Origin of the sequence: Cupriavidus phytorum (assembly GCF_003254285.1) — a bacterium.
Lineage (GTDB): Bacteria > Pseudomonadota > Gammaproteobacteria > Burkholderiales > Burkholderiaceae > Cupriavidus > Cupriavidus phytorum.
This window is the reverse complement of record NZ_QKZN01000008.1, coordinates 101,444-122,226: the sequence shown is the minus strand read 5'-3', so window position 1 is coordinate 122,226 and position 20,783 is coordinate 101,444. Positions and strand designations below refer to the sequence as shown.

13 protein-coding genes are annotated in these 20,783 nt (G+C 64.7%); 6 read left to right on the top strand and 7 right to left on the bottom strand.

What is annotated here, in order from left to right; genetic code table 11:
- Positions 1 to 312 precede the first annotated feature (312 nt).
- The 6 genes from C7416_RS20345 (at position 313) to C7416_RS20315 (ending at position 14,346) form a co-directional block, all read left to right on the top strand.
- Positions 313 to 2,787 (top strand): filamentous hemagglutinin N-terminal domain-containing protein, encoded by a 2,475-nt coding sequence (locus tag C7416_RS20345; protein ID WP_111520600.1) that lies wholly within the window; start codon positions 313 to 315, stop codon positions 2,785 to 2,787.
- A gap of 21 nt (positions 2,788 to 2,808) precedes the next feature.
- A complete protein-coding gene (locus C7416_RS20340; protein ID WP_111520599.1) occupies positions 2,809 to 4,572 on the top strand; it encodes a ShlB/FhaC/HecB family hemolysin secretion/activation protein in 1,764 nt (587 codons plus the stop codon).
- A gap of 13 nt (positions 4,573 to 4,585) precedes the next feature.
- Complete coding sequence (locus C7416_RS20335) at positions 4,586 to 5,392, top strand: peptidylprolyl isomerase (RefSeq protein ID WP_111520598.1); 807 nt, start codon at positions 4,586 to 4,588, stop codon at positions 5,390 to 5,392.
- Positions 5,393 to 5,487: 95 nt separating this feature from the next.
- A complete protein-coding gene (locus tag C7416_RS20330; RefSeq protein WP_111520597.1) occupies positions 5,488 to 12,618 on the top strand; it encodes a beta strand repeat-containing protein in 7,131 nt (2,376 codons plus the stop codon).
- A gap of 868 nt (positions 12,619 to 13,486) precedes the next feature.
- Positions 13,487 to 13,897 carry a hypothetical protein gene (locus tag C7416_RS20320; protein WP_111520595.1) on the top strand — a complete coding sequence of 137 codons (411 nt, stop codon included), beginning with the start codon at positions 13,487 to 13,489 and terminating at the stop codon, positions 13,895 to 13,897.
- Positions 13,894 to 14,346, top strand: a complete 453-nt coding sequence (locus C7416_RS20315; protein WP_111520594.1) for a DUF2846 domain-containing protein — start codon at positions 13,894 to 13,896, stop codon at positions 14,344 to 14,346. Before C7416_RS20320 ends, C7416_RS20315 begins: the two co-directional genes overlap by 4 nt.
- 113 nt (positions 14,347 to 14,459) lie before the next feature.
- Here C7416_RS20315 and C7416_RS20310 read toward each other — a convergent pair whose 3' ends face one another.
- The 7 genes from C7416_RS20310 to C7416_RS20280 form a co-directional block, all read right to left on the bottom strand.
- Positions 14,460 to 14,858 (bottom strand): DUF350 domain-containing protein, encoded by a 399-nt coding sequence (locus tag C7416_RS20310; protein WP_111520593.1) that lies wholly within the window; start codon positions 14,856 to 14,858, stop codon positions 14,460 to 14,462.
- 60 nt (positions 14,859 to 14,918) lie between these two features.
- Entirely contained in the window at positions 14,919 to 15,641 is a 723-nt protein-coding gene (locus C7416_RS20305) for a hypothetical protein (RefSeq protein ID WP_111520592.1), read from the bottom strand.
- A gap of 3 nt (positions 15,642 to 15,644) precedes the next feature.
- Positions 15,645 to 16,820, bottom strand: coding sequence for a glutathionylspermidine synthase family protein (locus C7416_RS20300; RefSeq protein ID WP_111520591.1), 1,176 nt, complete (start codon positions 16,818 to 16,820; stop codon positions 15,645 to 15,647).
- Complete coding sequence (locus C7416_RS20295) at positions 16,820 to 18,214, bottom strand: saccharopine dehydrogenase NADP-binding domain-containing protein (protein ID WP_111520590.1); 1,395 nt, start codon at positions 18,212 to 18,214, stop codon at positions 16,820 to 16,822. The genes C7416_RS20300 and C7416_RS20295 overlap by 1 nt, the downstream gene beginning before the upstream one ends.
- 183 nt (positions 18,215 to 18,397) lie before the next feature.
- Positions 18,398 to 19,357 (bottom strand): formimidoylglutamase, encoded by a 960-nt coding sequence (gene hutG, locus C7416_RS20290; RefSeq protein ID WP_111520589.1) that lies wholly within the window; start codon positions 19,355 to 19,357, stop codon positions 18,398 to 18,400.
- The gene (locus C7416_RS20285) at positions 19,354 to 20,115 is read right to left on the bottom strand and encodes an amino acid ABC transporter ATP-binding protein (protein ID WP_018006726.1); all 762 of its coding nucleotides are present in this window, start codon (positions 20,113 to 20,115) and stop codon (positions 19,354 to 19,356) included. The genes hutG and C7416_RS20285 overlap by 4 nt, the downstream gene beginning before the upstream one ends.
- Positions 20,112 to 20,780: an amino acid ABC transporter permease gene (locus C7416_RS20280; protein ID WP_111520588.1), complete on the bottom strand. Its 669-nt coding sequence runs from the start codon at positions 20,778 to 20,780 to the stop codon at positions 20,112 to 20,114. The genes C7416_RS20285 and C7416_RS20280 overlap by 4 nt, the downstream gene beginning before the upstream one ends.
- Positions 20,781 to 20,783 lie beyond the last annotated feature (3 nt).

Sequence of the window (20,783 nt, the reverse complement as noted above, 5' to 3'; positions counted from 1 at the left end):
AAGTTCCGGCTGATACGTTTCGATGCTGCAATTTTTCGAGATTCCGTTGAAATCATCCAACGAAATGTAAGGTGCGATAAGGATTAGGAAGCGTCCTATATTCGCCCTCGAGTCCGCTTGTTACTTTCGCCCCAAACTTAGCGCGGCGAATAGCGCTACGGACACCTTGAAGTAGTCGAGATGTCTCCGTAGCGACCAGGAGCTTAGGCCGCGCCCATTAGCAAGGCGGGAGCGCGGACAATGGGCCAAGTACGGGCAACTACGTATCACGAAGGAACGTCAGGGCGAGCCATAGCCGCATGGCCGTGCATCATGGCTCTGGGTCTCAACGCCATGTCAATGGCGGCGACCGCCTTGGCCGCCGGTGTCGTCCCCGACGGCGGGACTTCCACCACAGCCACCACCGGCGCCAATGGCCGCATCACTGTTGGCATCGCTAATCCCATCGGCGGCGTCTCTTCCAATACCTACCGCGAGTTCAACGTCCCTCGCGCCGGTGTCGACCTGGACAACAACGCGGCGCGCGCCCGCACCATCCTGAACCAGGTCACAAGCACCAACCCATCACTGTTGGAGGGGCCGCTCTCAGTACGGGGGGCACGCGCGAACGTCGTTATCAGCAACCCGAACGGCGTGAGCGTCAATGGCCTTGTGGTGCAGAACGTCGGCAATCTCGCCCTCACTACCGGACAGGTTAGCTTCAACGACTTCACCACCGCCAATGGCCAGTTGCAGCGCAACCTGGTACTCAGCACCAGCCAGGGTGCGATCGACATCGGAGCGGAAGGCCTGTCCGGCACGTTGCTGAATCTTGAACTGGTCGCCAGACACATCCGTGTGGACGGCAAGGTGGAGAACCTGTACGGCGATCCGAACGCACGGGCGCGGGCCGTGGCCGGCGCCAGCCGGGCGGAGATCGACACCAGCGTCTCCCCCACCGACAACCTGACGCCATGGATTTCTTATTCCGCATCTGCCACCAATTCTCCACAAGGCATCGCGCTCGACATCACCGGTGCGGGCAGTCTTTCTTCCGGCCGGATTGAGATGATGGTGACCGACCAGGGCGCGGGCGTGCGCCACGCCGGTTCGGCCTATGCGATTGCGGGCGACTTTCTGGTTTCCGGCACTGGTGACCTGCACCTGGCTTCTGGCCGCATCGAGGCTAAACAGGATGTGCTGATCGGTAGCGGCGGACTCACTGGAGCCGGCGATATCAGCGCTGGTCGCCACCTGCAGGTTGATTCTGATCGAGTCACACTTGCCAGAAGCACACTTGCGGCTGGCACGGGCACGACTGGTGATCTGGTAATCGGCACCGCGGGCCAGGTGCATAGCCAGCCGCTGCAGTTGACCGACACGACGCTCACCGCCAGCGGCGGCATAGGCCTCTTCGATGCTGGGGCGGGCACTACCTTGAGCGGTGTCCACGCAAGCGCGGGAGGCAATGTCCTGATCGAGGCTCCGCGGCTGACAACGGCTGCAGACGCCAAGCGAACTTCGCTTACCGCTGCGGGCACCGTCACGATTCATGCGCGCGAGGCGAGCCTCGCAGCGGCCGATGTGGACGGTGTGTCGGGCACCGGGGTCAAAGCGGTCAATCTGACGCTGCAGGACAGCCGGCTCCAATCCTCGGGCGCGGCCATCACCATCGATGCGGCCGAACATTATGTACAGACTGACAGCGATGTGCTTGCCGCCGCGGATGTGCGCTTGCACGCCGCCACTGTGACGTTCGGTTCCGGCGCACGGCAATCTACGCTGATCGCCAAAAACGGTGGCGTGTTGGTGCGGTCCGACGGCGATATGACAAATAGCGGCAGCCTGATTCAGGGCAGCACCCGCATCGTCGATGAACCATTGTCAGCGGGCGCCGTGACGGTACGCGCTGGCGGGACTGTTCTGAACACATCGACACCGGATCATCTCGGCATTCTCTTTGGCGTGGCCGACGACGTGGTGGTGCGCGCAGGCGGCGATGTGGTCAACCTGTACGCGCGCATGCTATCCAATGGCCATCTGGATATGCAGGCCAATGGCGACGTGGTCAATGCGATCACTAAGACCGACGGGGTGAACGGTGGCACGCCGAGTATTGCGAATGTATCCGGCACGCGCTGGCTGGTGCTGAAGAAGCGTACCAGCAGCTTCGATGTCGATTTCGGCGAGATCGACCGCACCCGCCAGACGGCCTATCTGCTTTCCGACAAGGGCACAACAATCGCCGCACGCAATGTGGTCAATGCTGGCGGCGAAATCTACGCCAACAACGGGCCGATCAAGATCCGTGCGACCGACATTTTCCGCACTGAGGGCATCACTACCGGCAGCGCGCACTACTCCCGCACCTGCCTGATTGTCTGCCGCACATCGGCTTCCGCCAACACCGCCGTCACCGGCGGGCTGCTGTCGGCCGGTGGCGATATCGACATTACGGCGGGCAAGATGGCCGTCAACGCGGGCGGGCGCGTGCTGGCGCTCGGCGACCTGACGGTCAATGCACCCCTGACCGTTGCCAGCGGCGTGACCGGCTACTCGGCCATTGCGCGCGACCGCGGCTTCAAGGCCTTCTTCGGCGACAGCTGGGCGCGCCTCTATGCGATGGACGTTGGCGGCAGCTGGATGGCTGCCGGGCATACGCGGATCTCCGGCGACGTTTTGACAGACGGCGGCAGCTTCGACGGAGACGTGGCCATTGCAGGCGCCAGCACGGTCTCTCGCCCGCGCCAGCGCGACCCGGTCAACATCGAGAACCATCTGGGACTGACGTCCTGGTTCTGGCGGTAAGCGATGCCCATGTACCCATCCATGAGCGCCAACGACCGTCTCCGCCTGGTGGCCTGGGCGGCTATATCGATGGCGGTGCCTGCCGCCCCGGCCGTACTCGCACAATCAGCACCCGTTCTGCCGCTGCTTGCGCCTGAAGACCCTGCCCAGCGCCTTTTGCGCGAGCAACGCCAGCGTGAACTGGAGCGCGAGGCCACGCTGCCGCCGGTGAAGATCGATACACCTTCGGCCATTCCGGCCGAGCAGCCGGTCGATGAAGTGCCAGAGACTTCGGCCACTTTTGAAATCCACCGGATTGCCGTACAGGGCAATACCGTGTTGTCCGACCGGGAAGTTGAAGCCATCACCGGCCCGTTCGTGGGACACGCGCTCGGTACCAACCGCATCAAACTGTTATTGCGCCGCTTTACCGAGGCCTTTGTTGCTCGCGGCTACATCACGACCCGCGCTTACCTGGGCGAACAGAACCTGGCCAGCGGCGTGCTGGTGATCACAATCGTCCCGGGCAAGATTGAATCGATTCGCCTGAATGACCGCGCGATCAGGCCGGCCGAGACGAGCTTGTTCGACACCGTAGGCGGCGGTTGGCTGACCGATGCCGGCACCGGCTGGCAGTTCCCCGCGCCGGGCGACACCTTGCGCTTGCCGGACCTTGAGCAAGGGGTCGACCAGCTCAATCGTCTGCGCCGCAACCGGGCCGAGTTGCAGATACTGCCGGGGCAGACGCCGGGCAGTTCCGTCGTGGCGCTCGCCAACCAGCCGGGCGATCGCTTCCGCTTCAATGCCGGTATCGACAACTACGGCAGCAAGACCACAGGCATCTCACGCACGCGCCTCGGCATCGATGCCGATAATGCGCTCGGTTTCCTGGAAGCGCTGTCCGGCAGCTACGTTGGCACCGTCGATACCAACGCAGCGGTCATCGCGGCGGCGGTGCCGTTCGGCTACCACACCATCAGCTACACCGGATCTGTCTCCGAATACCAGAACGCCATCGGCGACACCGCCCTGCTCTATGGCCGCACCTTCGGCCACACCCTTGGCTGGAATTACGTGCTCACGCGCAGCCAGGCCGGAAGGCAGGCGTTCGATGTAACCCTGACCCGCCGCAAGAGCGAGCGCGAGATCAATAACCTGCAGCTCGATCCACAGCGTCTGACCGTCCTGCGCGCGGCCTGGAGCGGGCTTCGGCGTTTTGCAGCCAACGGCCAGCCTGGCTACGGTACGGCTGAGTTCGGTGTCTCGCGCGGGCTGCCATCGGCCAATGCCACGCACGATCCCGCCGACATCCGGCCGGACGAGGCCCATGCGCAGTTCACCAAGCTGGATGGCAATGCCACGCTGCAACTGCCCTTGCCCCGGGCATTCGACAGGGCGCTGTTGGCCTGGCGAGCCCAGCTGGTCGGGCAGTGGACCAATGTGGCGCTGTTCGGCTCGGAGCAGATTTTTGCCGGGGGCATGAGCACGGTGCGGGGTTTTCGTGAGGGCGTGATCGCGGGCGATCGCGGCGCCTATCTGCGCAATGAGTTTGTCTGGGCCAACGCGCCGGCGCTGGCTGGCGTCCGCTTGGAGCCGTATCTGTTTATCGATGGCGGTCGCACCCAGTACGTCGCCACGCGCCGCTGGCAGTCCGTGGCTGGCACCGGTGCTGGTTTGCGCCTGTCGGCTCGATGGGCGCGCCAGGCCTTCAGCAGCGAGCTCCTCGCTGGCGTGCCGCTCGCCCAACCCAATTATCTCGGACCCAAGCGGGCGTTGCTGCTGGCGACGCTCAACTGGTCGTACTGACAAGGACACTCCCATGCAACTCAACGTCGCACGTCTCATTGCCGTTACAGTGCTCGCATTTGGCCTGCACATCGCCCACGCTGCCTCGGTCAATGGGGTTGCCATTACCGACGCGCAGATTACGACGGTGCTGCAGCAATCGGGCCTGCCCGATACGCCCCAGGCGCGTAACGTGATCACGCAACAGCTGATTGCGCGCGAGTTGTTCCGGCAGGAGGCGGTCAGGGACAAGGGTCTGGAATCCCGTCCGGACGTACAGCAGGCACTGCGCGACGCGAAAGTCCAGGTTCTTACCCAGGCCTGGCTGAAGGACCACATCAAGCCGGCGCCAGTGACCGATGCGCAGGTACGCGAGCGCTACGACACGATCGTCGCGAGCCTTGGCGAGAAGGAGTACAAGGCGCGCCTGATCGAGGTGGCCGATCCTGCCGCTGCGGATGCAGCGCTCACGCGCATCAAGAGTGGTGAAGACTTCGCCAAGGTGGCGCAGGCAGTGAGCCTCGCCCCGTCAAAGGCCAGCGGCGGCGCCATCGGCTGGGTCAGCTTCAAGCTGCCCGTGCAGGAAGGCCAGACGCAGAACCTGCCGTTGCCGATCGCCCAGGCCATCGTCAGCCTGCCGGCCGGCGCCGTGAGCGCCGAGCCTGTCGCCTGGAACAACCGCAGCTTCCTCGTAAAGGTCGATGAGGCGCGTCCGACCCAGGTGCCCGCCTACGACACGGTCAAGCCCGGCATCCAGCAAGCGTTGCAGGCGCAGGCGCTTGAGCGTGCCACCGCCGCGTTGGTCATCCAACTGCTGGCCAAGGCAACGATCTCCCAGTGACCGGGCGACGGGATGCGGGTAATGCCCACGGACGGTAGCTTTAGCCGTTACCGGGCGCCGTACCAGCAAGCCGTCAAGCATCTTCAGGATTTGCCATGCATCGCGACCACCAAGCCACACTTTTCACTGCCACCTCGAAGGGCTTCCCCGCGGTCCATGCGGCGCCGGCAGCTGTGTCGCTGGCGGAGCGCGGACGCCGCAGCGTGCTAGTGCGGGGGCTGGCAGGCCTGGTGGCGGCGTTGATCTGGGTTGGCCCGGTACAGGTCGGCCTGCAGCAGGCCAGACAAGCCGCCGGCGTGCTCGCAGCCGGGGCGGTGGCAACCGATGCGCTGGCGGTGCATAGCGGCGCGGTGCGCCAAGGGCTGCTGCGCTGGGCCTTTGCCCATCTGCCCGTCACAGTGAGCTTTGGGCCGGTGGCGGCCTATGCCGCGCCCATTACCGATCCGAACGCGCCGGTGCGCTTTACGCCATCGATCGGCGCGACTTCAGGCGCCGGTGCGCCTGCGGGTGGCGTCCCCACCGTGACAATCACGACGCCCAATGCTCAGGGCATCTCGCTGAACCAGTATCGCGCGTTCGTGGTCGACCCGGTCGGCCTGATCATGAACAACAGCACCACCGGGGGCGGTACCTTCCTTGGCGGCCAGGTCGCAGCGAACCCTAAGCTGGCCACCAGCGGCCCGGCGAACCTGATCATCAACCAGGTCACCGGCCAGACCCCGGCACGGATCCATGGCACGGTGGAAGTCTTCGGGGCGCCTGCCGGGCTTGTCGTTGCCGCACCCGGCGGTGTCTATACCAGCGGGGCCGGCTTTACGAACACCACTCAGGTCACGCTTACGACCGGTACGCCGCAATGGCTTTCCAGTGCCGGCGCGGCGACCAGTTTCGACGCCGCGGCCGCCGCTGGCTTCCTGGTGGAGGGCGGACGCGTGCAGATCGCCAATCCCGCCCCAGGCAATCCGAATGGCGTTGGCATCGAGGGGACCGTCGGCAATATCAATCTGATCGCCGATACGATCGGCGTCGATGCGGCGCTGTACGCGGGCAACCAGGTCAATCTCGTGGCTGGGCGACAGATGGTGGCGCCGGTGGACGGCACGCTTACCACTACGGTCACCGGGCCGAATCACGCCGTCAGCAACACCACGGCCACCGATGGCCTCGCCATTGATGCCACGGCCTTCGGCGCGATGACTGCCGGCCAGATCCGGATCATCAGTACCGCCGCTGGACTGGGTGTGCGCGCGGATGGCAATCTCGCGGCCTCGGTCAGCCATCTCACCATCGATTCGGGCGGCAACCTCAAGGTGGGCAACACCTATGCCAGGCAGGTGGTGGCGCTTAACGCCGCAGGCGATGTCACAGCCACGGGCAACGGCCAGGGCGAAGGCGGCTACACGGTAAACGCTGGCCGGGATGCAACGCTTGGCGGTACGCTGGAATCCGGCAAGGGCGTCACCGTCTCCGCGGCCGGTTCGATCAACGGCGCGGGTAGCGTCAAGGCGCAGGAAGCCGTGAAGCTTGCCGCGGGCGGCAGCGTCGATGTGGGCAGTGCGGTTTCCGGTAGCCAGATCACGGTCTCGGCCACGGGAGACGACGGCCGTGGCGACATCCGCCTGGGTGGAGACGTCACTTCGCCCGGCGCTATCCAGCTCAACGCGGCGCGCGACACCACCATCGACGGCAGTGCGGTGTCTGCCGGTGACCTTAACCTCTCCACCCGGCGCAGTCTCACCATCAACGGCGCAGCGGGCAGTACCGGCGGCAATGTAACGCTGAACGGCGTTGCCGGCAGCGTGACCACAACTGGTAATGTGGTGTCGCCCGGAACGCTGACCGTGTCGGCCGGCACCAACGTGGATCTCGGCGGCAAGGTCCTTGCCAGCGGCCCCATCCAGGTTACGGCGCATGCCGGGAGCATCACGACCAGCGGCGACATCGGCAGCAACGACGACCTGACCCTGACCGCAGGGCAGCACGTGACTGTGGGCGGCCACGCCCAGAGCGCGGGTGCCGCGACCATCACCGCGACGGATGGCAGCGCCAACATCCACGGCGCGCTGACCGCTGACGGCGATGCCACCATCACGGCAGGGCAGGACGCCAACATAGCCGGGAGCATCTCCAGCGGCGGTAACACCGCGATCCGTGCCACCGGCGGGTCTGCTTCGGTCAGCGGTGCGCTTGTGAGCATCGGCGATACCTCAGTGACAGCGGGCCGGAACGCCACCCTTACCGGCAGCGTGCAGGCCGGTGGCAACCTGAGCGCGAGCGCGGGTCAGACACTCAGCGTGGCGGGCCTCGGCTGGGTCGGCGGCGACGCGATCCTGCGCGGCGCCGATATCAAAGTGGGTTCGGTGCCGGAGACGGCGAACGCCATCAAGGGCACGCTCGACGCATCGGCCACCAACGGCCTGGCGCTGGCTGGAGACACCCATGCGGCCAACTTGAAGCTAGCAGGCGCGACCATTGCGAATCAGGGCACAGCCGTCGCCCTGCAGCAGTTGCGGATAGACGGCGGTACGATCTCGAATTCCGGCACGCTGACAGGTAACGTGGCCAGCATCACGGCTGCGGATCTGATAAACCACGGAACGCTCGGCGGCAGGACCGTCACGGTGAATGTCACCAACGGCCTGGACAATGGGAATGGCCTGCTGGTTGGTGCGCAAAGCCTGAGCGTTACGGCTGCGGCGCTTACCAGCAACCAGGGCGGAACCGTCTTCGCCGGCGACCTTTCCGGCAAAAACCCGACCACGGGCGATCTGACCTTCACGGTGACAGGGGCCGACGGCAGCTTCAATAACGCTGCCGGACAGCTGCTCGCGGGCAACGACCTGACCCTCAATACCCCGAACCAGACCTTCGACCCGTCGGGGGCGGCCACTGGCACGCTCAACGCCAATGGCGTGCTGAAGCTCGCCGCGCTGGCGATCCGCAATACGGGCACGTGGGATGTACCGGGCAGCAACGTCGTGCTTTCAGCGAGCCAGGGCATCACGAACACCGGCACGATCCAGAAGGCAGGCGACCTGACACTGACCACCGGCGGCGCGCTGGACAACGGCGGCCAGATCGTTGGCGGCAGCAACGTCTCGCTGTCGGCCGGCAGCCTGAGCAACACTGGGGTGATCCATGCCAACGGCGGCCTGGCGCTCGCCGGCAACGTCGCCAACGTAGGAACTGTCGAGGCCCTGGGCAAGGTGGTGGTGACCGGCGGCGACTACGACAACCGCGGCGGCACGACGCAGGCCGGCGGCGATCTGCGCTTCGATATCAGTGGCACCCTCAACAACCTCGGCAGTGTGCTGGGCGCCAAGGGCAACGTGCATATCGCTGCCGCATCAGTCATCAATGACCGGACGGCCCCAGTCGACGCGGGGAGCACCACCGGCAAGGCCACGAACGATGCATTGCTGTCTTCGACCATCATCGGTAGCTACCAGCCATGGCTGGCCGGAGGCAACTGTGACACCTGCGCGGCCTATGATCTTGGCCCGCTGCAGCCCATCACGTTGGCCGATGTGCTGCGCAAGCACGATGGCAGCATAGCGCTGGCGTTTGGTCCGGAGCGGATCTATGTCGGGGCTGAAGGCTCGGCTGCGGAAGGCTATTACTGGCACCTGCTGCCTGCCAACATCGATCCAGCTGCTGTCCCATACCTGGCCAGCCTGCCCGGCATTGCTGGCGTGCCGACCGTCGATCGCACCGTCGTCAGCCAGACCGACGGCACAGCCGGCCAGATCATCAGCGGCGGCAGCCTCGAATTCAGCGCCGCGTCGCTCTCCAATTTGGGGGGCGTCATCTCGGCGTCCAGGGACGTCACGATCAAGGTGGACAGCCTGGACAACGGCCGTTCGGCCACGCTGGTGAACAGCGTGACCGACACCGTCAATCAGGGGGAGTTGTCTGCCTTCCTGGCACAACTACGCACTTACGCTGAAACCCGTTCCGGGCCGAAGCTATCCGAGCCGGGTCCGCTGGTCTTCGGCGTGCCGCCCAGCATGGACGGCTGCGACAGCTGCCCGGCGCCTCCTCCCTGGTCGCCGGTCAGCCTCGCAACTGGCACCAGTGGCGCCCCGACCCAGTCCAGCGTCAGCTATCAACTTGGCAAGGCCGGCCAGATCCTGGCCGGGGGTGACCTGAGCCTGGCAGGCAGCGGGGATCTGACCAATGCCGGGGATCTTGCCGCAGTGCGCAAGGTCACGATCACGACACCAGGCACGTTTACCAACCAAGGGGCCTACAGTGCCAAAGTGGAGAGCACACCCGGCTGCGTGGCGGGCGCCCCTGACTGTCCGGGCGACTACAACCCGCGCGTGGATACGCTCGCGTGGCAGCAGAACCCAAGCACCATCGCAGCGGGCCAGTCTCTGAGCGTCAACGCTGCGAGCATCGAGAACCTGAATGGCACGCTGGCCGCGCAGGGCGATGTCACGCTCAAGGCCACCAGCACCGTGACCAACCAGTCTGGCGCTATTCAGTCGCTGCTTGGCGATGTGTCGATTTCCGCGCCGACGCTGGTCAACAAGACCATGGATCCGGTCAAGTTGCACAAGAGCTACGGTGGCCAGAACCCGTCCTATGCTCCCGGCTGCAACCCTGGCGGAACCTACGGCAACAGCCAGTGCGGGGCGGACGAGGACAACGCCGCGGGGCCGGCTGCGGTGATACAGGCCGCCCGCGATGTCTACCTGTCGGGCACCAGCCTGACCAACAAGGGTTCACTGATTGCCGCCGGGCGCGATGCTACGGTCAGCATGGCAGGTCCGGTCGACAACAGCAGCATTCCGCTTAACGCCGATTGGGTTGGACGCTGGCAGGAAAAACGCACATTCGGCGATCGCTGGCACGACACGAGCGGCACAGCCGCAATCGCCAGCCTGGAATCGGGCATCCAGGCAGGCAGTACGCTGTCCGTCAGTTCGGCTGGCAAGGTGCGGAATACCGGCAACCTGATGGGGGCGACGGTTGACCTGACCGGTGCCGCGTTGGCGAACGGCTACACCATCCCTACCCAGCCAACGCCGCCATCCACCACCCCGAAGCAGGTAATCCCGCTGGGCCCCCCGCCGGTGCCGGTTGGCTCCCTGCCGCAGGGCACGCCTGCGGCCGATCCGACCCAGCCCTGGCAGTTCAATCCGGTCATCGTAGCCACGCCCAAAGACCCAACCACGGGTAAGTCCGCAGCGGTGAGCTGGCACTTCAATGCCAACCTGGGCGGCAACCCGGTGACCGGGCCGACGGCCAACAGCGATCGGGCGCAATACGTGAGCCTTAGCCCGGCGACGGCAATACTCGCCGGCGTGACGCCGGACAGCCTGCTCAAGCAACTGCCGCCGGAGCTTCGCCCGGGCAATCTGTCCTTTTACTACGACCCGTACACCGAGGGCCAGAGGCTGCAGCAGGCTGCGCTGCAGCAGACCGGCCAGGCCACCTTCATCAACGGCCTCGCCTGGGACAACGAATACCAGCTCTCCGTGACCGACCAGCAAAAGCTGGTGCTCTACAAGAACGCGGCGGACTACGCCAAGGAGCACAGTATCGCGCTGGGCACGGCGCTCACGCAGCAGCAAATCAACGAACTCGACAAGCCCTTGCTCTGGTATGTGCAGCAGCAGGTGCCGGATCCGAACTGCAACACCGCCGCAAGCATGGTGTGTCCGAACGTCCTTGCGCTGGTACCGCAGGTCTATCTCCCCGATGGCTATGCGCGGAGACTGACCAAGCCCACCGGCGGCACCATCGCTGGCGACAACGTCAGTCTCGACTTTGCAGGACAGATTCGCAACAGCGGCCAGGTCTTGGCCGCCGGTACCCTTGGGGTGAAGGCCGGCAGCATCGACAACGCGCCCAACGTAGTTGACATCGGCACCTCCGCCTACCGGGCACAGGGTGGCTGGAATGTGGTCACCGGTACGGTCGTGCAGCCAGGCGGGTTCATGACCGCGATCCAAATGGACATCGAGGCCGACAGCATTAACGCGGTCAACGATGCCTTCCGCGTGATCCGTGCTGATGGACGCGTGGATGTGGATGCTACCGAGGCGCTGGTGGCCAAGCTCAAGACCAACCTCGGGCTGAACTACACCGAGGACACGATCAGCGATGACATCCATCAGCAGTTCATCAAGGAGAGGAAGGGTTTTGGGCCGCTAGGACAGATCGTGGCGATCGTGGCGGCTGTAGCGCTGGCCGTGGCGACGGCCGGCGCCGCCGCGGCAACCTTAGCGGCGGCGCAGGTGACCGCAGTCGAAGCCGGTATGGCTACGTTGATTGCCACTGGATCCTTTGCGGAAGCAACAGCCGCTGGTGGGATTTTGGCGAGTTCCGTATTTGCTGCAGGTGGCGTGGCAAACCTTGCTATTGCCGGGGCTTTAGGGAGCGTTGCTTCCAGTGCCGCAATTCAGCTTGGCATGACTGGCAGGATCAAGCTCGATCAACTGGCGACTGCAGGCCTGGCAGGAGCCGTGACCGGAGGCCTGGCGGGATATTTTGGAGGCAGCTACGGCGTCGATCGGTTCCTGGCGTCCGGGTTTGCGGGATGCGGCACGGCTGCGATACAGGGAGGCGACTGCAAGTCCGGAGCTATGACGGGATTTGCGACGGCAGCGGTTGCTTGGGCGGCTAATGCGATGCGGCAGGATCAGATTGAGTCTTCGCGGCGATTCAGCGGCGTCTTCGATACTAGGGATGAAAATGGAAGACTGGTGTCGAACGATACTGGGCCCAGTTCTGGCATTGACGGAGACGGTGTGAAGCTAGCCGGAACGCGCGTTAGCGTTGACGATTTGCGAAAGTACGGGACCGTTGTTGTGAGGCCAGATGGCGCTTGGGACTTCACCGGAACTGGAATCAATCCGGACACGAATGACAAATGGACTCTGATCGAAGCCCTAAATAAGGAGGGCGGTCTAACCGGCGGATTCCAAGGGCTATCAGGTACCCTCTTTGAACACTCCTATCCTCCCGGTACATTCAGGGACAAACTGTTGGAGTCATTTGCTGGGCCACATGACTATCTAGGAAGTTTGACTGCATACGATGGTTTAGGAAATCTAAAGGAAGGGATGACAAGATTTCAGCGAATGATGTTCGAGCTGCAGACTGACATCGACATCCCACTGGCAGCGCCGTTCGCTGGAGTGACATTGCTCAATCAATACGGCCTGGACTGGTCTGAATTTCGCAATCAGAGCCAGCAATCGAAGGATGCAAAATGAGTGGAGTGAAATTCGTCGTTCTCCTGTCAGCCATCGCCTGTTCGGGCTGCTTCCACGCTCCCCCAAACTATCCCGGTGCGGGCGGTGCGAACATCGACCCATCTCACTATGTTGATGCAGCATGCCCCGATCTGACTGGTCAATATGCCGGAAGAGGAGAACTTCTGGACGGTGATGCTACTGCGCAAGGCTGGGCAAGGACTAGGCGCTTAGACAATGTATTCCCCTTTGTGAGTGCGGATGAGGTATCCGCAATCGACAAGGCCTCTAGGTCTGATACGGGGCGCCTCCAATATCCAAACTATGGACAAGTGTCACGGGTCAGTGAGCGCGTCTTTCAAAGTAGATTCACGTACCCGAATGGAAAAACTGAAGTTCAACGGTTCTCCTTTGAGGACAAGAGTCGCTTCGTTTGCACTGGGGCTGAGGGAAAAATAGCATGGGGTGGTTCGAGCAAGGGTGGTCGTTCCGAATTCGGACCGAATACGTCCGATTCAATGGCTGTGCTTTACCTCGACGAGTATGGTGACTTGGTCTATGAGAAGACTACGCAGATTCACATGAACATGTTGCTTGGTGCCATTCCTACTGGAACGGTCAAGCACTTTGCAAGGTATCGGTTCAAGCGGATTCGATAAGGGCAGCTTAAATGCAAAATGGATCGTAAAGGACGGATAGCTTCTTCTGGAAACCTCATTCTTGAACGGGACACGCAGATCCATATAAGCCTGCGGTAGGATTGATTCCCACGGAAACAGCCAAGTACTCCGCCACTATCGATTTAAACGATTACCGGATTGAGAGCGCCGCTTTTGCCTTTGCTGCGCGCCCTTGAGCGACGCAATTTGGACTACTGATAGCTACCTGAATGAAGACATCATTGCTTCCCCAGTTTTTGTGCTATGGACTCGCTGCAGCATGCTGCCTGGCGCTTGCCGCCTGTGCCCCAATGGTCGCGACATCCCCATCAATCATCGAGGCCACGCAACCAAACACCGCCGCCCGACGCATCCAGATCCTGACCGCTACAACCATCAAACTTGACACTGGCTATTCCCGCACGCTGCCTGAAAAGTCAGTCTGGTCGAAAGCAGGCCGCGTTCCACAGGGCGATGTCTTCCGGCCTGTCGGCACCATCTTCACCATCGAAGGCCGCCAGGTACACGAAGCCTACCTGGTCATCCATAACCAGACCCTGGTGGGCTTCTATTTGCCCGGGGAACAGAACTATTCCCTGCTATCCACAGCAGTACCTTTGAACTTGGGAGAATCAGAATGAAACGGGTCGCACGCATGCTGTTCGCCGGACTGGCGGTGTCGTCACTGCTGGCTGGGTGTGCTTCCGGCGTAAAACACGCCGACATGGAGGCGTCGATTCCGACGCTGAAGCAGGGTGACGGCCGGGCCTACTTCCTGCGCTCGGCATCGATGTTCGGCGCGGCGATCCAACCGGATCTGCGTCTGAACAACGAGGTAGTGGGCGAGTCCAAGCCCGGCGGCTTCTTCTTTGTGGATCGCCCTGCCGGCAAGTATGTGGCCTCGGCTTCGACCGAAACCGAAAAGACGCTGAGCTTCGTGCTGGACGCCGGCGAGACGAAGTACGTGCGCAGTTCGCCGTCGATGGGCTTGATGGTGGGACGCGTCGTGCTGGAACTGGAGACGCCTGAGAAGGCCAAGGCAGATCTGGCATCGCTGAGCTACACCGGCGACGTAGTCAAGGCGAAGTAAGCGGCGTGGCCGCTCCCCAGGGGACTCCGGCGGGGAGCCCTGGGAGCTAAGCGTTTGCGTTAGTGCGGAGCGGCGATATTGGTCGGAGGGCTTCTGATGCTCTCAGTTCCGCCTCACGTCAAACAAGCCGCATTAACCACCCCCACCGACAACGAAATCACCCCCATCACGGCCCCCACCCCCCGGTTATCACTGGCAATCGCCTGGCTGACGCCGCCCAAGGCCCGCGCCGCCACCAGGTAAGCCACCACCTGCACCGCAAACGCCCCAAACGCCCACAGCAAGAACATCGCAAACGTAGCGTTGTGCTGAATGCTCGACGACAGCGTCAGCGAGAACCCCAGCACCGCCCCGCCCAGCGACAATGCCGCCGCGATATTGCCCTCGCGGATCAGCGTGAATTCCCGATGCGGCGTGACGCGCGTATAGACCAGCAGGAACAGCCCCAGCATGGCAAAGCTGGTGACGATGTAGATCAGGTAGGCAAGCGCCGGGTGCATGGTATTGACCATTGGATGGACTCGTTGTCGGTTGTCTGGGTTTGCGTGCGGGATGGCGTTCGGCAGGGGCGTTCAGCCGCCGCCGGAGCGCCCGGAGCTGCCGAAGCGGCTGGTGAAGCCGCCGCGCGATACCACCGGTGCGCGCGATACGGCGGCGGAGCGCATGGTCAGGCCCATGGAGCGACCGCCGCTTAGCGAACTGCGGCGCACCGTGGCTTCTTCCACCATGGCGGCGCGTGGCGTGGCGTTGGTGAAGGACTGCGTGGGCGTGCCGTTGCGGTCGTAGACCTGCATCGGGCGCAGCGGGCCGGACGTCATATCGCGCTGGGTCTGGGTGCCGTTGGGGTGGTAGACGGTGCCGCTGGCGGTGTAGTACGGACCGTACCAGCGTGCGTAGTACGCGCTGCTGCTGTGCGCGGTGCCGGAGCCTGCCGTTTCGCTGGCGGGGGCGTTGAGGCTGGAGCTGTAGATGGTGCTGGGGTCGTCGATCGGCACGCTTTCGCAATCGTTGGGCGTGTTCCAGTCGGCTTCGCAGTCTTCCAGTGTGGCGTAGCTGGCGCGGCGCACCGTCACGCCGGGATCATCGTCGGCGTCGTCGCTGCAGGAGCCGAGCACTGCCACGCCGGCGACCACGGCGCAGGCGCCGACGATCCACAGCGCGGGCGAACCGCCCTGCTTTTTCTGTTCGGCCTGGTAGGCGGCGATGCGCGGCGACGGGCCGCCGGAGCCGCCCCTGCCGGGCATGTATGGGCTGCCGTACTTGGAGCGTTTGGTGCCCTTCTTCTTGTTGGCCATGGCTTACGCGTGGGTGAGGTAATGAGGGACGAAGAAGCTGGTGTTCTTGGCGATGGGCCCGGACTCTTCGCGCACGCACAGGCCGCTGGGCACGTCGTCGACGATCCAGACGCCGAGCGTGGTGTAGCGCCCGTCAAAGCGCCGCGCCGGTTCGTAGGCCTGGTAGATGAAGCCTTCCTCGCCATACTCGCCGGGGTTGTGGACGCTGTCGCCTTCCGGGGTGAGCAGCGTCACGCTTTCGCCTTCGCGCGACAGGAAGGGCTTTTTCGCGTGCGGACGGCCGGCGAAGTGGCGTGCGTCGAAGCTGGCTTCGATCAGGTTCGGATGTCCGGGAAACAGCTCCCACAGGATCGGCAGGATGGCCTTGTTGGAAAGCACCGCCTTCCACGGCGGCTCGACCCAGCGCACCGGGCTGTGCGCCAGCTGGTCGCGGTAGTCGGAGGTGGCCAGCCATTCCCACGGGTAGAGCTTGAACACGACTTCGATCGGCACGTTGTCGGCGTCGTAGAAGTTGCCGCGGCCGTCGGTGCCGATGTCTTGCAGGTCGATCAGCTTGACGGACCAGCCTGCCTGCAGCGCGGTGTCCATCAGGTACTCGGTATTGCAGACATCTTCCTGGCTGTCGAACATGCAGGCAAGGTGCAGCAGGCTGGCGTTACGGTAGTGGTTGCGCAGCCACTGCCAGCGCGCCACCAGGGCGTCGTGCAGGCTGTTGAACTGGTCGGCCTGCGGCTGCACGGCGTCTTTCCAGTACCACTGCGCGACGGCGGATTCGATCAGCGATGTCGGGGTGTCGGCGTTGAACTCGTACAGCTTGGGCACGCCGTGCTGGTCCAGCGTCATGTCGAAGCGGCCGAACAGCGTGGGCTCGTCGCGGTCCCACGAGGTCCGGATCAGTTGCGCGAAGTCCTGGTCCATGGCCAGGCGCGCGAACAGGTCGTGGTCGATCACGTGCTGCACGGCTTCCAGGCAGCGCTGGTTCAGGTCGTACGCGGCGGCATAGAGCGTTTCCACTTCCTGCTTGCTGAAGGCGTAGGCGGCGTCTTCGCGCCAGTAGAAGAAGGTGTGGTCATCGACTTCGCGCGGAACGTTGAACTCGTCCAGCGAATGGAAGTGGAAACCTACCTTCTCGAGTTCGCGCGGCCAGTTGCGGCGCGGGGTTTGCGGGATGCGTTGCATCAGCAGGCGAGTGTCAGCAGGGAGGGATCGGGCCGGACCGTGGTGTCGTCCAGCAGGAAGTCGGTGAAGGCGAGCGAGTTGGCGCCGGGCCGAGGCAGCCAGTCGGTGAAGGCGATGCTGAGCGGCGCCCACCAGTGCGCGGCATCGGCCAGCACGGGGCCGAAGTCGAGCGCATCGGATTCCACCACGCCGCGCGACGGATGGGCCAGCATCCATTGCATGCCGGCGACCAGGCTCGATGCCACTTGCAGGCTGGTGGCGGTGTTGTATGGCGCCAGCGCACGCGCGCGCTGCACCGACAGGCGCGAGCCATGCCAGACCGCACCGTGCCGGCCGCTCATCAGCAGCACGCCGAGTTCGTCCTCGCCGCACTGGATCTCGTCGCGCAGGATGCGTTCGGCGCGCACGCGCGGGGCGGCGCGGTCGTCCAGCCATTGCATCGAGGCCTGCGTGGCGGCGGTGGGGCGGTAGGCGTAGTAGACGGTGGGGCGATACAGCGGCTGGCCGGCGCGGGTGTCGGTCAGGTACTCGGCGATCGAGATCGATTCGTTGTGCGTGATCAGGCAGGCGTCGAACGGACCGTGCACCGGCGACCACGAGCGCACGCGCGTGCGATGGCCCGGCCGGTCCAGCGCAATCGCCGCACCGCTGCCGTAGCCATGGCGGTAGCCATTGGGCGGCAAGCGCGGTTCATGGCTGCCCCAGCCGAGTTCGGCGTCCTGCAGGCACTCGGTGATAAAGCCTTCGGCGGACCAGGTGTTGGCGAACTCGCCGTCGCGCGGGTAGCCGGGAGCCTGCTGGCTGTCATATTCGGCGACCTGGATCACGCGCACGTCCAGCGTGCGCGCGAGCGCGGCCCACGCGGCGCGATCGCCGGGTTCCGGCTGGTTCAATCCGGCCTTGCCGGCCAATGCCATCAGTGCGGCCTTGACCAGCACCGAAACCAGCCCGGGATTGGCGCCATGCGCCACCAGCGCGGTCGGCAGGGTCTCGCGGCCGCGGGCGAAGGCCAGCAGCTCGTGGCGCAGCGCGTAGTTGCTCAGGTGCGAGGCCAGCGGATCGGCTGCGTAGTCCCAGGGCTCGATGCCAGCATCGAGATAGAACGCACCGTGCGCCTGCGCCAGCGCGATCAGGTCGCGGCTGCAGACGGACGGGGCCAGGTTCAGCAGGAAGGCGCCGGGCCGCAGCAGCGGGGCCAGCGTGGTTTCGTAGTTGGCCGCGGTGACGGTGGCCTGGATGGCGTACAGCTTGTGGCGGGCAACCAGTTGCTGACGCGCGCAGTCCAGCACGCGGTCGACCACGGTGATCGCTGCCCCCGGCCAGGCCCGCTCCAGCAGCGGCAGCACGGCCTGGCCGATGCAGCCGAAACCAACGATGACGATTTGTTCGATCACGCAGACCCTTCCGCCCGAGAAACGGCAAGCGGCGGTCTCCGGACGCGGCAACGGCCGCGTCGGCGCAGGACTGCCCTTGCCTGGCTTTATCAATTCTGATCAGAATCGCTAAATCTAGCGAAGGGCAATACTATCGCCGCGCGCGGCGGCTGCCAACTGCCGGCAGGGTCTATGGCGCGCGCTTCAGCGCAGCACGCGCCAGGCCAGCCGCGCCGCCACGCGCGCGCCCAGGTGGTCGCGGTCGTACTGGGGGTTGTACTCCGCCAGGTCGGCCACGCGCAGCTTGCCGCTGCGGCGGATGAGCCGTGCCACTTCCTCGACCACCGGCAGCGGCACGCCGTAGGCGGCGGGCGCCGACACGCCCGGCATCACCGCGCCCGGCAGCGCGTCGAGGTCGATGGTCAGGTACACGTGGTCCACGGCATCGATGCGCGCGGACAACTCCGCCAGTCGTTCTGCCAGGTGGCGTTCCTGCATGTCGACGTCCTCGACGTAGCTCACGCCCAGCGCCTCGGCGCGGCCGAACAGGGCCGGCGTGTTGCTGAGGCGGCTGACGCCCAGGCAGACATAGTCGAACGGCTGGCCGCGCTCGGCGCAGGCATGGGCGATCTGGTCGAACGGCGTGCCGGAGCTGGCGGGCCGGCTGGTGCGCAGGTCGAAGTGGGCGTCGATATTGACGATCAGCACGCGGCCGCCGTCATCCTGCGCGTCAAGGTGCGCACGCAGTCCCTGCCACGTGCCCCACGCCACTTCATGGCCGCCGCCCAGCACCAGCGGAAAGCCGCCACGCGCCAGCACCGCGTGGACGGCGCCGGCCAGCGCCTGCTGGGCCGATTCCAGGTTGCCGTCGTCGCAGCTGACATTGCCGGCGTCGTACAGCGCCGGCAGGCCGTGCGCCGGCACGTTGGCCAGCGCCTGGCGGATAACGTCGGGGCCATGGGCGGCGCCGGGGCGACCCTGGTTGCGCAGCACGCCGGCATCGCAGCGGAAGCCTAGCAAGACCGGCGCGTTTTCCAGCGGCGCGGTGTCCGCGTTGTCCGCGGTATCCAGCGCCTGCACGATGCGGAACAGCCGCGTGGTGTCGCCCTGCTCGCCGTGGTCGACACGGCCCTGCCAGGGGTTTTGCGTTGCTGCCATGCTCATGCCCGCGTCAGCACCGCCTGCAGGAAGCCGCGCGTGCGTTCCTGCGTCGGCGCGGAAAAGATCACCGACGGCGGCCCGGCCTCGATGATGCCGCCGCCGTCCATGACCACCACCACGTCGGCCACTTCGCGGGCGAAACCCATTTCATGGGTGACCACGACCATGGTCATGCCTTCGGCGGCCAGCACCTTCATCACCTGCAGCACTTCGCCGACCAGCTCGGGGTCCAGCGCGGAGGTCGGCTCGTCGAACAGCATCACGCGCGGCTCCATCGCCAGCGCGCGGGCAATGGCCACGCGCTGCTTCTGGCCGCCGGACAGGCTGGCCGGCATGGCGTGCGCCTTGTGCGCCAGGCCGACTTTCTCCAGCAGGCTCATTGCCTTGCGCTCGGCGTCATCGCGCGAAACGCCGCGCAGCATGCGCGGTCCCACCGTGACGTTGTGCAGCACCGACAGGTGCGGGAACAGGTTGAACGACTGGAACACCATGCCCACTTCGGTGCGCAGCTGGTTCAGCCCCTGCTCGTCGATCAGCTGGCCGTCGGTCACCAGGCGCTTGCCAACGATGTCGATGGTGCCGGCCTCGGGCTGCTCCAGGCCGTTGCAGCAGCGCAGGAAGGTGCTCTTGCCGGAGCCGCTGGGGCCGATCACCACCACCACCTGCGACGGTTCCACGTCGAAGTCGATGCCGCGCAGCACGGTATGGCTGCCGAACGATTTGCCCAGGTTGCGGATCCGGATGATTGCGGAATCGCTCATTGCACCATGCCTCCCATGCGCAGCCGTTGTTCGGCGCGGCGCAGGATCAGCCCGGCCGCGCTCGTCAGGATCAGATACACCAGCGCGATCGCCAGGTAGACCTCCAGCGAGCGGTACGACACGCTGATGATCTTCTGGCCCTCGTGCATCAGGTCGGCGATGGTCAGCAGCGACACCAGCGCCGAGTTCTTGATCAGCGCGATGAACTCGTTGCCCAGCGGCGGGATCATGCGCACGATGGCCTGCGGCAGGATGATCGCGCGCATGGCCTGGCCGGACGACATGCCGATCGAGCGCGCGGCTTCCATCTGGCCCTTGTCGACGGACTGGATGGCGCCGCGCACGATCTCCGAGACGTAGGCGCCGGAGTAGATGCCCAGCCCGATCACGCCGCACACAAAGGCCGGCAGCAGGATGTTGAACTGCGGCAGCCCGAAGAACAGCAGGAACAGCTGCACCAGCAGCGGCGTGCCGCGGATGAAGGTGACATAGGCGGTGCAGATGCCGTAGATGACGCGGCGCTTCGGGTCCAGCCGGCCGATGCCGACCAGCAGGCCCATCACGCAGCCCAGCACCAGCGCGCAAGCCGTTACCTGCACGGTGATGACGGCGCCGTGCAGGATGTCAGACCACCCGGCGAAGACGGGAGAAAAATCCAGTTCCATGGT

Coding starts and splice junctions, on each gene's coding strand:
- C7416_RS20315 (WP_111520594.1), top strand. CDS start 13,894: ATGAAACGGGTCGCACGCATGCTGTTCGCCGGACTGGCGGTGTCGTCA.
- C7416_RS20310 (WP_111520593.1), bottom strand. CDS start 14,858: ATGGTCAATACCATGCACCCGGCGCTTGCCTACCTGATCTACATCGTC.
- C7416_RS20335 (WP_111520598.1), top strand. CDS start 4,586: ATGCAACTCAACGTCGCACGTCTCATTGCCGTTACAGTGCTCGCATTT.
- hutG (WP_111520589.1), bottom strand. CDS start 19,357: ATGAGCATGGCAGCAACGCAAAACCCCTGGCAGGGCCGTGTCGACCAC.
- C7416_RS20320 (WP_111520595.1), top strand. CDS start 13,487: ATGAAGACATCATTGCTTCCCCAGTTTTTGTGCTATGGACTCGCTGCA.
- C7416_RS20345 (WP_111520600.1), top strand. CDS start 313: ATGGCTCTGGGTCTCAACGCCATGTCAATGGCGGCGACCGCCTTGGCC.
- C7416_RS20305 (WP_111520592.1), bottom strand. CDS start 15,641: ATGGCCAACAAGAAGAAGGGCACCAAACGCTCCAAGTACGGCAGCCCA.
- C7416_RS20330 (WP_111520597.1), top strand. CDS start 5,488: ATGCATCGCGACCACCAAGCCACACTTTTCACTGCCACCTCGAAGGGC.
- C7416_RS20285 (WP_018006726.1), bottom strand. CDS start 20,115: ATGAGCGATTCCGCAATCATCCGGATCCGCAACCTGGGCAAATCGTTC.
- C7416_RS20280 (WP_111520588.1), bottom strand. CDS start 20,780: ATGGAACTGGATTTTTCTCCCGTCTTCGCCGGGTGGTCTGACATCCTG.
- C7416_RS20300 (WP_111520591.1), bottom strand. CDS start 16,820: ATGCAACGCATCCCGCAAACCCCGCGCCGCAACTGGCCGCGCGAACTC.
- C7416_RS20340 (WP_111520599.1), top strand. CDS start 2,809: ATGAGCGCCAACGACCGTCTCCGCCTGGTGGCCTGGGCGGCTATATCG.